The organism is Sorangiineae bacterium MSr12523 (assembly GCA_037157775.1).
Lineage (GTDB): Bacteria > Myxococcota_A > Polyangia > Polyangiales > Polyangiaceae > Pendulispora > Pendulispora brunnea.
The window spans coordinates 12,521,419-12,534,011 of the sequence record CP089982.1 but is presented as its reverse complement, the minus strand read 5'-3'; the positions used below and the strand labels follow the sequence as shown (position 1 = coordinate 12,534,011).

General features: G+C 62.1%; 11 protein-coding genes and 1 pseudogene. 7 read left to right on the top strand and 5 right to left on the bottom strand.

Annotated elements, in window-relative coordinates; all coding sequences use genetic code 11:
* Positions 1–49 precede the first annotated feature (49 nt).
* The 4 genes from LZC95_49605 to LZC95_49590 all read right to left on the bottom strand — a co-directional run bounded on the left by LZC95_49605 (position 50) and on the right by LZC95_49590 (position 4,033).
* The gene (locus LZC95_49605; protein ID WXA94490.1) at positions 50–949 is read right to left on the bottom strand and encodes a 2-hydroxyacid dehydrogenase; all 900 of its coding nucleotides are present in this window, start codon (positions 947–949) and stop codon (positions 50–52) included.
* A 55-nt stretch (positions 950–1,004) separates the two neighbouring features.
* Entirely contained in the window at positions 1,005–1,496 is a 492-nt protein-coding gene (locus LZC95_49600; GenBank protein WXA94489.1) for a DinB family protein, read from the bottom strand.
* A gap of 156 nt (positions 1,497–1,652) precedes the next feature.
* The gene (locus LZC95_49595; GenBank protein ID WXA94488.1) at positions 1,653–3,284 is read right to left on the bottom strand and encodes a discoidin domain-containing protein; all 1,632 of its coding nucleotides are present in this window, start codon (positions 3,282–3,284) and stop codon (positions 1,653–1,655) included.
* Positions 3,285–3,670: 386 nt separating this feature from the next.
* On the bottom strand, positions 3,671–4,033 hold the full coding sequence (locus LZC95_49590; protein ID WXA94487.1) for a hypothetical protein: 363 nt from the start codon (positions 4,031–4,033) through the stop codon (positions 3,671–3,673).
* 736 nt (positions 4,034–4,769) lie between these two features.
* Here LZC95_49590 and LZC95_49585 point away from each other — a divergent pair.
* The 3 genes from LZC95_49585 (at position 4,770) to LZC95_49575 (ending at position 7,258) form a co-directional block, all read left to right on the top strand.
* Complete coding sequence (locus LZC95_49585; protein ID WXA94486.1) at positions 4,770–5,384, top strand: hypothetical protein; 615 nt, start codon at positions 4,770–4,772, stop codon at positions 5,382–5,384.
* Between the two features lie 83 nt (positions 5,385–5,467).
* Complete coding sequence (locus LZC95_49580) at positions 5,468–6,430, top strand: alpha/beta hydrolase (protein WXA94485.1); 963 nt, start codon at positions 5,468–5,470, stop codon at positions 6,428–6,430.
* Between the two features lie 159 nt (positions 6,431–6,589).
* Positions 6,590–7,258, top strand: coding sequence for a nitroreductase family protein (locus tag LZC95_49575; protein WXA94484.1), 669 nt, complete (start codon positions 6,590–6,592; stop codon positions 7,256–7,258).
* Positions 7,259–7,278: 20 nt separating this feature from the next.
* Here the strand turns inward: LZC95_49575 and LZC95_49570 are convergent, their stop codons facing one another.
* The gene (locus LZC95_49570) at positions 7,279–7,686 is read right to left on the bottom strand and encodes a hypothetical protein (GenBank protein ID WXA94483.1); all 408 of its coding nucleotides are present in this window, start codon (positions 7,684–7,686) and stop codon (positions 7,279–7,281) included.
* Positions 7,687–7,930: 244 nt separating this feature from the next.
* Here LZC95_49570 and LZC95_49565 point away from each other — a divergent pair, with 244 nt between their 5' ends.
* The 4 genes and pseudogenes from LZC95_49565 (at position 7,931) to LZC95_49550 (ending at position 12,578) form a co-directional block, all read left to right on the top strand.
* Positions 7,931–8,596, top strand: a complete 666-nt coding sequence (locus LZC95_49565) for a hypothetical protein (GenBank protein WXA94482.1) — start codon at positions 7,931–7,933, stop codon at positions 8,594–8,596.
* A gap of 258 nt (positions 8,597–8,854) precedes the next feature.
* Positions 8,855–9,460, top strand: a complete 606-nt coding sequence (locus LZC95_49560) for a hypothetical protein (GenBank protein ID WXA94481.1) — start codon at positions 8,855–8,857, stop codon at positions 9,458–9,460.
* A 572-nt stretch (positions 9,461–10,032) separates the two neighbouring features.
* On the top strand, positions 10,033–11,505 hold the full coding sequence (locus LZC95_49555; GenBank protein ID WXA94480.1) for a hypothetical protein: 1,473 nt from the start codon (positions 10,033–10,035) through the stop codon (positions 11,503–11,505).
* Between the two features lie 344 nt (positions 11,506–11,849).
* Positions 11,850–12,578: pseudogene (locus tag LZC95_49550) on the top strand (chitosanase).
* Positions 12,579–12,593: the final 15 nt, after the last annotated feature.

The following is a 12,593-nucleotide window of genomic DNA, read 5'->3' as shown; positions in this document are numbered from 1 at the left end:
AGGCGATATGCACGGCGCCCCCGTATGTTCGGTGCTAGACAAATATGCGCTAGACGACCACGTTGAGCAACGGCTCGCCTGCGGCGAAACGGCGAAGTTGCTCGGCGACCAACCTCCTCGCGCGCGGATGGAACGAAGCCGATCCGCCGGCGATGTGTGGCGTGATGATCACGCCGGGGACCCTCCACAGCGGATGGTCCGCGGGAAGCGGCTCCGGATCGACGACGTCGAGCGCAGCGCGCAAACGCCCTGCCCGCGTCTCCGCGAGCAGTGCGCTCGTGTCGATGGCCCTACCGCGCCCTACGTTGACGACCAGCGCCCCATCCGGCAACGCCGCCAATTGCGCGGCGCCGAGCAAACCGCGGGTGCTGGCCGTGTCGGGCACAATCAGCACCACGATGTCGGCCTGGGGCAGCAGCGCCGGCAACTCGGCGATACCGTGCACGTCCTCGGCCGGCCGCGCCGTGCGCGCGACGCGTGTCACCAGGGCTTCGGCGGCAACGAGCTGGCGTTCAATGGCCTTCCCGATGGCCCCATATCCAATCAAGAGCACACGGCTGTCGGCGAGCGAACGCGTATGGGCCCTCGCCCACGAGCCGGTCGCCTGCTGCGCGAACCAGCGTGGCAAATCCCGCTGCGAAGCGTGAATCAGGGCAAGCGAGTGCTCCGCGACACTCAAGTCGTGCAGACCACGGCCATTCGCCAATCGCACGCCGGGTGGCAGCCATGGCAGCAACGACTCGACCCCTGCCGAGAGCGACTGCACGACCTTCAGCCTGGACATCCGGTCGAGCAGCCTGGCCGGGTTGGGGCCGCGATCGTACGGCATGACATAGAATTCGATTTCCTCCAGGTGCTCCGGCGGCGGTCCGTCACCATCGTAAAGATGGGCATGCATGCCGTCGGGAAGATCGATATCGAGCCATGGCATCAGAACGCTTACCGGCATGGTCATCTCGCTCCCTCGCACTCGAGCCCGTGCAGCGATTCGTGCTAGGCCGAACTCAGGCCAACGAGATCGCCGCTTCCTGCATGAGCATGGCGAACAAATCGGTCGAGCCCGGGTCCTGGCCGGCCTGGAAGAGCAAGGTCGTGACCTGACCACGGTGATGCGTTTGATGGTTGAAGAGCTGCATGGCCGCCCACCATACGGGCACGGCGGGCATGACCTTGCCTTTGCGGACGATCGACAATGTCCCGGCGAGTGTCTCGGCGGTCAGCGCCTCGGCCCAGACGTCGATGGTGCCGTCGGTTCGCTCTCGCTCGCGGCGCAGCTCGTCGAAGTCGGACGCGATCTCCTGATCGAGCGCCTTGATGCCATCCACGCCGATATCTCCCGGCTCGGGCACACGTCCGGCGAGCCGGCCGAGCCAAATGCGGTCGGCAACGAGGATGTGATTCAACGTTTTGTGAATGGATCCGAAGAATGCCCCGCGGTCACGTTTCCGCTCCTCGTCCGTCAGGCGTGCGGCGGTCGCATAGACCTTGTCATTCATCCATCGGTTGTAACGAGCAAAGGTACGACACATGTCGGGCGTCATGCGCGGCATGCTACCACAATGGTCCGGCCCCGCACGGAACGGTGGAACCCGAGATGGGTTCCACCGCGATCCTTTACAGGGAACGAGAAGACGGCCCGCTGGATTGGCGGGCTAATGGCATGTGTAAATAGGGCTGCTATCGAGCACCATTCCATCGACCCCAACGAGTTGCGTCGCGAATGTCGAGTCGGTCAGGTGCAACTTGATCACGCCGAAGTCGGAGATGAGCTTCGCGGTCGTCGAGTGTGCGGCGCTGATGTCATAAGGAGTCATGCCGCCGTTGCCACTGAGGACCTCCACGGGCCCGAGCGAACTCGCATTACCTGACGCGTCCTGCGGCACGAATCGCTCATAATGGTGATCGTGTCCGTTCAGGACGAGATCGACTTTGTTGCTGACCAACGTCGACCAGAGGGAGGCGAGCCCCAAGTTGTCGCCGTGATCGCCGGAGCTGAATCGCGGATGATGATAATACACGGCGATACACGGCTTCGTCGTTGCGGCAAGATCGCTCTTGACCCACGCAAGCTGCGCCGGGTCGGCCGCAACATCCGCGAATTCCTTGGGCACGAAGTCGTTGGAATCGAGGGCAAGGAAATGCCAATTCCCCATGTCCCAGCTATAATACAGCTTGCCCTTCGGCGTGGCGATCTGTCCGAAGTACGATTTGTAACCGGCGTACGCGGTGTTGTCATACGTTTCGTGGTTGCCCGGCACTGGATGCATGATGCTTTTGAACTTGCCCCAGGTCTTGTCGAAGTAATTCTGAAAGTCCGACAGGTGCGCATCGTCGTATTGATTGTCACCCATGGTGATGACGACCGCCGGAGCTATCGCACTCACGAGTGCCGCCGTCTTCGGGTGAATGCAATTGGGGTCCGCGGCCGTGCATTGGTCGGCGATGTCCCCTGCCCCGGCGATGACGAATGGATGGGCATCCGGGCCGGTTCGTGTGCTCACCGTGAGAGCGGAGCTCGACGCCGAAAGGTTCCCCGCAGCATCGCGGGCACGCACCGTATAGGTGTAGCTCGTTGCGGGCGACAGACCGCTATCGGTGTATGGGGAACTTTGTGTGGTGGCTACCACGGCGCCGTTCCGCAGCACGTCATATCCTGTCACGTTGATGTTGTCGGTCGATGCATTCCAACGCAGCTCGACGCCGGAGGTGGTCACCCCAGCCGAGTTCAGGGCGGCGGGCGCGCTGGGGGCTTCCGTATCACCCACGGAATCCGGAACGCCATAGGCCTGCAGCTCCCAAAGCGAATAGCCATACGCAGTGCCGCGCTCCGTGGCGACGAGGCGCAAATACCGAGCACGCTCGGTGAATCCCGTGAGATCATCGGTATTCCCATCGCCATTGGTGATGGTTCGCACGGTGGTCCATTGCCAGCCATTGTCGGATATCTCGAGCCGGTACTTCTTTGCGTACGCAGCTTCCCAAGAGAGCTTCACGCGGTGAATGGCCGCGCGTTCACCGAAATCGACGCGAATCCACTGAGGATTGGGCCCCTCCTCGCTTGCCCACCGCGTCGACGAATTTCCGTCCAAGGCCTTGGGACCGCCGAACTCCGTACTCTCGGAGCTCGACACGATGACGCGTTTTCCCTGCGAGAGCAGCACGTCCGCGGCTCGCGACTGGGCGCGAACTGCGGGCGGCATCGCGAATGCGACGGCAACGCCGGCGCCGAGAATCGAAATGGAGAACAGCCTGCTTCGGCGAGACCGATGGGGTCCAGAGTTCATGTCACTTCCCCTCCGCGCCACGACGCGGCGCATTAGTTAGGAAACTTTCCTAACGAATGGATAGTGGCTCCTGGACCGACGGTCAAGCGGTCTTGAGGGGCTGTGCTTCTCGCGCCCTTCACTCATTACGTGACGCCCCGCGGCCATGCGATGAATGCGTATCGCGCACCGGGCCGGGAGATACGTTGCCAATTGCAGAAATGCGCTGGTGACAACGATGACAAACCCGAACGTGAGGGAGCACGGCCAGAGGGCCAATGTCAGGAGACCAGTGACGACTGGTACTCGTGCCGGCGGCCCGCACTTGGGGAAGTCCCACCACCGCCCACGTGAATAGCAGAAAGCCAGGGCGGCTCGAAAACCGGTTCGAGGCCGCCCGGCCAACGTCACTCGAGGATCACATTCCCACCCGCGATGCCGTCGGGACCGAGGCCGGCGGGTTTCGCAGAAAGCGCGACGCGCACCTTCCATCCCTCTGCGATGCCGAGATTCTTCTCTTCGACGAGCTCGAAATACAATCCGCCGTTGCCGGCCGGAAAAGCACTCAGCGCGCTCGCGGGCACCTTTCCCGAGCCACCCTCCACCGGGTACGTGCATGCGATGTGACTCGAATCATCCTTTTGCGTCAGAATGAGTTTCACGACGCCGGAGGGCTCGCCTTCGCGCTCCCACTGAACCTCGAGATCTTTCGAACGAGGAATGCGTACGTCCTTGCCGCTCGTTTGGCCTGCCACGCTCACCGTGATCATCGAAGGCGCTTTCAATGTCGTTTCGAACCCAGGAACTCCATCGGGATCGCCAGCGGCTTTGATGAAGAAGTCCTCGCCCCCCGACCAAATCGAACCGGAAGATTCGAATCCCTCACGGCCGGGAGACAATGTCAAAACTCGGTCACTGTTGGAACGACGGATCTCGATATTGCCTGCGCTGGCCCGGATGATCTCCGGGGGAGTCGGAAAATCCGATTCGGTGAATGGCCGGCAGCGCGAGATGGAGCAATTACCCTCCACGGTGACGTCGCATTGGGGTTGGACCGGCAACGACGTGCCACCATAGAAGTTCGCACTCGCGCCATGGGAAGAGCCATTCGTGGTATTCTTGTTCGAAATACTTACTTCCCCCAGCCTGAGACCTTTGCTGCGCGCAAGCTGGTCGCGTATGCTGTCTCCTTTGGACGAATCGTCACCACCACATGCCGCGCACGCGACCGCGCATGCTGCAATCCAAGCCCACCGATAATCCATTTTCATACGACCCTCCGTGTCTCGACGGACCAACTGCCCGCCGAGGCTCGAAGGTTTCAATGTTCGGAACGCGCCCCCTGGATCAGGCTTTTCGGAAGCGGTCTTCCTTTCGTGCGTACCGGTTCACTCGGCACTAGCCAAGTGCGCCCTCTGCGATCGGGCCCGCTTCGGGCTGTCGGACCATATCGATATGTATATTTGATTTGGTACCTCGAATGGTTCGACCCCGTCGTGGCATGACGTGACCGGACGATCGAACCGCCCGGCATCGGGATTGCACTGCGCCCGTGTCATGCAGAACCCGGGATACGCCGCATCGCTCGTCGCGCGACCTACCCTCGTGACATGTCTCCTTTGGGCTCTCGCCGCAACGGGCTGCGCGTCCCGCACGGAGGCGGCCGCGGTGGCCGTTTCCTCTGCCATGAGCCCCTACGACTCGCAGCGATTGGGCGCATCGACGTCCCAGCGGCCCGGACAGCCGGCAGAAGAGGAACAACGTCGAAGTGTAGCCCGCGAGTCACAGACCATATGTTTCAGGGGGAACGTATCCTCGACCGGGCCGTTCGGGCATCCCCTGGAGCGGGTCAGTGTGCGCGCCGCGCTCGAAGGCGAAGCAAACGTCGAAACGAGCACCGACGTCGGTGGCGAATTCCACCTTTGCATCAAACGTGAGAGCCAATCCCTCGGCAAAGGGATTCTTGGCAGCCGATACGTCGACCGCAGAGTCCCTGCGCACATCGTGTTCGAACGCACCGGATTTGCGACGAGGAAGATGGACGTCACGCTCGATACCGCCGATCGGGAGCGCAAGCTCGACGTCTCGTTGGAATCCGCTTCGACCGCGCAGGCTCCGTGAAGACCCCGTCACATGTGATGCGTCAGATTCACAGTCACCGCACCCATTGCGTATGCTAAATTTTTAGCATACGGTTCCAGCGAATGGAACTGCCGGCTTGTGGGATCGGTTCGTTGAAGCTTCTCTGGCTCGTCGCCATGTGTGCACTGCTTGGGTGCGGCGGCGCGCATTCGAAAGGGCCCGTGCACGTGCCGATCTGGCCCGGCGCTGCGCCCGACGCGCAGCCGATTCCCGGGCCGGAAAATGCCACCAGCACGGAGACGGATCCACTCGTTGCGGGGCGTCCGTGGACGGAGGTGACGAATGTCGCGCGGCCGACGATGACGGTCTATCCGCCGCGCGGCAAAAATACAGGTACCGCGGTCATCGTGTTCCCTGGCGGCGGCTACAAGGCACTGGCGGTCGACCTGGAGGGAACGGAGGTCTGCGATTGGCTGACGTCCAGAGGAATCACGTGTGTGCTCCTGAAATACCGAGTCCCGTATTCAGGGCCGTATGGGGACGCGAGCTGTCAATGCCACATAACGCCGAAAGCGCCGCTCGCACTCGAGGACGCGCAGAGAACCATCAGCCTCGTGCGAGCTCGCGCCAAAGAATGGCATATCGATCCGCACAAGATTGGAGTACTCGGCTTCTCCGCTGGCGGGCACCTCGTCGCGGCGACGAGTACGCATTTCACGCAGCGCGCGTATGGTTCGATCGACGTGGCCGATCGTGAGAGCTGCCGCCCAGACTTCGCCATCGCGCTGTATCCAGGCCATTTGTGGACGGAAGAGAATCTCGATTTGACCCCGGATATCGCGACGCGCATCTCGCGCGACACACCGCCCACGTTCCTGGTGCAGGCGGAGGACGATCCCGTCGACAGCGTCAATCACTCCCTCGTTTACTACACCGCACTGAAAAACGCGGAAGTACCCGTCGAGCTCCACCTGTTCGCCCATGGCGGGCACGCATTCGGGTTGCGCCGCACCGAACATCCCATCACGGAGTGGCCTCAGCTCGCGGAGACATGGCTGCGGACGATCGGAGTGCTCCCTCCGTAGTGCGGCATGGCTTCACTCGGAGGAGCAGTGCATACATGATGCGCATCGTTCGAATGAACGGTACCGCTTCCGCACGCTTCGAGGGCACTCCAACACCACGATGCAATTCGCAGCCGTGCCCGATTGCAGGCGGTTTCGCGCAGAAGCACAATGCGAAGCATGACGAGCCAGGCGTTCCTCCCGCTGTCCACATATCGTGAGTACCCCCTCGACGAAATGCGTTTGCGCGCGGCAACCTTCGCGCAAGAAATGCAGCGCCGTCGCACGGTGCGCGACTTTTCGAATCGCGCGGTTCCGCGCAGCATCGTCGAAGATTGCCTTCGCGCGGCGGGCACGGCCCCGAGCGGTGCGAACCAACAGCCGTGGCATTTCGTGGCGGTGCAAGACGCGGCGATGAAGACGACGATCCGAGAGGCCGCGGAAAAAGAAGAGCAGACCTTTTACCAAGGCCGCGCGCCGCAAGCTTGGCTCGATGCGCTCGCACCGCTCGGCACGAATGAACACAAGCCGTTCCTCGAGATCGCACCGTGGCTCATTGCGATCTTCGCACGCTCCTACGGTTTGAACGACGACGGCTCGAAGGTGAAGCACTACTATGTCCAAGAATCGGTGGGCATCGCGACCGGCCTTCTCATCGCCGCCATCCACAACGCCGGCCTGGCCAGTTTGACCCATACCCCGAGCCCGATGAACTTTCTCAATAGCCTCCTCGGCCGCCCCTCCCACGAGCGCCCCTTTCTGCTCCTCGTCGTTGGGTACCCGCAAGACGGCGCCACCGTGCCCGATATCCATCGGCAACCGCTGGAATCCATCGCGACGTTCGTCTGAGTTCGCGGCGGGCACCCGAATTACGATTCGGGTGTTCCTTTTTTGCCTTTCCAGCGGCATTGCCTGCAGACGGGCTCTTGCCGGGCGTTCAGCGCGATTTCGGAACGATGCACGCTGCGCTGGCAGTTGACGCATGGAACCAAACCGCGAACGAGTGGCGGAGGCGTGGCCGTAGCCTTCGCCAGCTCGGCATACGCGCGCTCGAGCATCCGTGCCCCTTCGTTGCCAGGGCTCTCCTCGTACAGGTTCGGCGGTTCTTCGAAGGTGGGATCGTAGGCGCGCCGGATCTGTTTTCGCCCATCTTCGATGGCGCGGCATCGGCCGCAAACGAGCGATCCGTCATCCGAGAAAAGGAGATCGCTGGACGGCACCTTGGCGGAACACGCGGAGCATGCCGGCAACGGCCGATGAGGATCGCGGTAGGGCATCGTGTCAGCAGATGGACGCTAGCAAAGGCGCGACCGTTGTCGAAGGAGTCACGCGTCGATTTTGAGCAACCGCCCTGGATTGCGGCCGAACAGGAAGACAGCGAAGGAGCCCCCGATGCCGTCTTCCCACTTGCGGAGAGTTGCTCGAGCCACATTTGCCCTTATCCCCCTTGCGAGCGTTCTCACCACCGGCTGCGGAAGGCGCGATGTCCCGCCGCCTGCATACCCGGATCGGTCGCCACCCGTGATCGAGCGCTACCCGGAGCGGCCGCCGGGAGAAGACAGGGGTCGGATCGTTCTCGATACGCCAGGTATGCGGGCCAATGTGGTGGAGATCACAGGTGTTGCGCGTACGCCTGGAGGCTTTCTCTCGGCGGATACGATGAGCATCCTCACGCAGCCCGTCTGCACCACACCGTGCGTCGTGGATTTGCCACGCGGCCGACACGAATTCATCTTCACATCGGCCACCGACGATTCGCGCACCAGCGCGGAGACAATCGATCTCCAAGCGAAACCCCTCGTTTTGAAGCACGCCGTCGGTAGGGAGGTCCCGCATCCGTGGCTCAAATTGGGCGGGTACACATCGTTGATCATCGGGCTCACCACCGCGGCGATCAGCATTCCCGTGTTTGCGGGCGGGCAACGATCGGACGGGACACACGCGGAGCCAAACCCCGCAGGTGGCTTCGTGGCCCTCGGCATTGGGACTGCGTTCACCGTGCTCGGTGGCGTTCTTCTCAGCCTGGGACGCACGGAAATGCAGCCGGGAGCGACAACGACATGGACGTTCGAGAGGCCTTCGGAGAGGCCAGCGATACCGGCAACGCCCACGATGGAATCGACCCGCTTTCGGGAAAGCTCGAGTCAGGAGGCTCGGGCCTTGGCGCGCTCGAGCGCAGAACCATGAACGGGATCGCGTGATGGCCACGACGATGGGAATTCACGGGGCCGGCGGAACGATTGTTCACTCGTTCGAACGGATCGTGCAACGGATGGCGCCTTTCGGTTTGCGCGTGCCCTATTTTTGCGGCGCAAGAACGAGTATTCGCACGGAATCATGACGAACCACGCGGACTCTTCGATGTTGATACGTTCGGTGCTAATCGCCGTGGACCTTGACGGCGCTTTTGAAGATAGCGCCAAAACGTAAACCAAGGATTCATCCATGCGTCGATTGAATGTCCCTTTCTTGGCGGCTCTCGTTGTTCCGTTGTCCATCGTGTTCTTCTCTATCGGTGGTTGCTCCAGCGATTCCGACAACAATTCGGGCGGCCCCGGCACCAACGATCGCCCGGTGTCGAAGGCGGAGTGCGAGCCCAAGTGCGAATCGAAGGCAGCCACTTGTGGAGCCACGGACGCGCAGGCAAAACAAGTGTGCCCTTCCCTGTGTGAGTCGGCCACGGCGAGCCAGCTCGAATGCTTGCAGGCCAAGCCTTGCTCCGAGCTTGCGAACATCGACAGTCTCGACGCTGCGTGTCCGAAAGCCACGCCGCCACCGGGTGGGAACACTGGCAAGAAGCAGTTTGGTGATTCGTGCGTCTGTCCCGATGCTCCCGAGAACGCGCAAGGATACTGCTCGGGAACGGACGCCCCATGCAGCGCCGATCTCGCATGCGTCTATACCGGCGGCAAAGGAGCGGGCCAATGCATGGCCGAAAATTGCTGCAGCAAGTCCACCTCGGAATGCGAAAAGGACCCTTCGCTCCTCACCCAGTGCACACGAGGGCAATGCAAACAAGTCGGCTATGTCGGCTTCTATTGCAGCAAATAGCCAACGCGGCCTAGCGAAGTCGCGACCATGCCTTGACCGCGAGCTCGTACTCGGTAGTACCGGGGAGCGGTGCGGTCGAGATGGCTTCCAAGAATTCGCTTGGTGGCAGGTAACGATGGAACGACACATAGTGCCCGACCATCTCGGGACACACGTATAGAATCCCGCTCGACGGAACGCCGAAATTTCCACCGGACCGAAATTGGTGGCAAAGGTTGCACACGTGAAATCCGGCCGCTGCTCCCCAACCCAAGGCTAGAGAACTTTCGCCCCATCGCTGCGCATAAGATTGAATCTTGGCGACGAGCGTGGGAGCTACGTCTCCGGTCACGAATCGATGGGACGCATCCAACCACCCCACCGCACGCACGTGCGGGCCTCGATCGATTTGTGAGCACGTGTCCAAGTCGGGATAGTACATCGCAGGTTCCCCCTAGAGCATCTCAGCTGTCCAAGTTGCCGCCAAGCGCGAATTTGACCTTTCGTCGCGCCAACGGTGCCGTCGCTGCACGGTGGGCACCGTTGGCTGCATGTTCCTGGTTGGATGACCATGCGGCTGCCACTAAGGACGCGTGTTCCCGCATCGGTGGCAGCCGTTCATCCTTCTGAGCATTTCGTGTTTTTCCCTGGCCCTGACCGGGCACGCCGAAGAACCGAAGCCCCGGGCCATCGTCGCCGGTGCGCTCAATGCGTTCGGTGGGGAGGCTCGCGTGCGCGCGGTTCACGGGGTGCACATGAAGTTCCTCGGGCATTGGAGCCTCGTCGAGGGCTCCGAGCGGCCCGAGGCACCGTGGGATGTAACCTACGAAGAGGGCGAATCGTGGTTCGATTTCGCGCTGCCCGCGTGGCGCGAAAAGTCGACGACGTGGTACTCGGCGCCGGGTAGCCCCGCGGCTCGGTTTCCCTGGGAGATCACCGTTGCGGGCCAGACCGCGATGCTCACCGTCGGCGGCAAGACGCGACCCGGCAGCCCAGTGCACGTGGCCGATGCGGAAGAGCGGCTCTCCCATTTGCCTGATCGGCTTTTGCTGGCCGCGCTGGATGCGCCGGATCTGCGCCGCGAACCCGGCGAGTTCCTTGGTGGCCATCCGCAGTACGTGGTGTCATTCCAGTGGAATCGGCAGCCGGCTCGCATCTGGATCGATGCGCGCACCTGGCGCATCACGGAGGCCGAGCTCGTGCACTCGATGCCCACGGACCATTTCTGGCGAGTACGCGGCGATGTGCGCGACCGGTTGCACTTCCAGCAATGGCTGCTCCAGCCTGGAGGCTATTGGTACCCAGCGCAAACGGATTTGACACGCGCGGGAATTCCGTACCACTCGACCACGCTCACGGCGGTCGAGCGCGACGTGGCCCCGCCCGGAGGGTTTGCGATTCCGGATCATGTACGCGCAACCTTCCGCGCCGAGGCACGCGGACCAGGCGACACGCCGGCGCCGGGTGAAAAGCCGGTGATGGAAATCGCGCCGGGCATTTGGTTCGCGGCGGCGCGCTGGAATTCGTTGCTGGTCGCCCAGCCCAATGGCGCCATTCTCGTGGATGCGCCCATTTCGGATGTGTACTTCGGCCGCACGATGGACGAGGCCCGGCGTCGTTTCGGCACAATGCCTTCCGCGCTGGTGCTCACGGATGCCGTCGTGCCGCAGCTTTCCGGCGTACGTGACGCAGTGGCTCGAGGCGTGCCGGTGCACGTGCTCGATGCGAATCGCAACTTCGTCGAGTCGCTGCTCGCGCAACCGCACACACTTGCCCCCGATGCCCTCGCGCGCTCGGGTCGGGCGCCCACACTTCGTTCGGTGGCCGCGCGCACGAGCCTCGGCCAGGGCACGGGCCGCATGGAGCTCGTGCCCATGCGCACGTCGCTCGGAGAGCGGGTGGTCCTGGTGTGGTTTCCCGCCGCGCACCTTTTGTGGACGGCCAGTGCGCTCGGCACCGTGCCCACACCGAGCCGCAAAGCCGAGCTCGAAGCGGTCATTGCGCGCGAACACCTCGACGTGAGCCGCGTGGTCGGCGCGCAGCTCGAACCGATGCACTGGCCGTGAGCCACGCCGTGCCACTGAATGGCACCTTCGTAGTCTGCTATCGCACCACGATAAAATGCTTTGATTTTCCCATTCATCGATGTTGGCGCAACGCAGCAATGCCACCGGAATTGGGAACCTCGTTGACAGGATGGTCGGTGTCGGTATTAGTTAGGAAACTTTCCTAATTAATGAGGGACAAACTCATGCATACCCAGTTGGTGCAGCATGCATCCCGACGAAGGTCCATCCTCGAGTGGGCGCGCCATTGCACGGTGCTTGCCGGAGTACTCACCGCGTGTGCGATGGTGACGGCCTGCGCCCAGGTCGAGCCGGAGGACGAAGCAGCGGTCGAAGAAGTATCCAGCGCGGTGCTCGCATCGGGCGGCGATCTGTCCGAGCCGCACAAAAAAGACATCGCGATGCAGATCGTCGCCAGTGCGGAAAACTCCACGCTCGACTGGAAATCGCAGTACGGATACATCGAAGTCGTCGATGATCGCGGATACACCGGCGGCATCATCGGATTTTGCTCGGGAACCGGGGACATGCTGGATTTGGTGGAGCGCTACAAGTCCCTCAAGCCAGGAAACATTCTCGAAAAGTATCTTCCCGCCCTGCGCAAGGTAAACGGCACCAAGTCACTCGAGGGCCTGAAGCCGAATTATCCCAAGGACTGGGCCACGGCGGGCAAGGACCCCGTGTTCAAGCGCGCTCAGGACAACGAGCGCGACCGCGTCTACTTCAACCCGGCCGTGTCGCGGGGCAAGCAAGATGGTCTCGGAGCACTTGGGCAATTCATGTATTATGACGCGATTGTGATGCATGGCAATGGCGGCGATTCGCTGAGTTTTCCGTCGATTCGCAAGAATGCGATGAAGAAAGCGAAAACTCCCGCACAAGGCGGTAACGAAGTTGCCTATCTCAATGCCTTCCTCGACGCGCGTGTCAAAGCCATGAAGGCAGAGCCCGAACACAGTGACACGAGCCGCGTGGACACGGAGCAACGCGTGTTTCTCAAGAACGGGAATCTCGACCTTCACCCGCCGCTCGCTTGGAAGGTCTACGGAGATTCGTACCGCATCGACGATTGAGCACGTTGCGGCCTC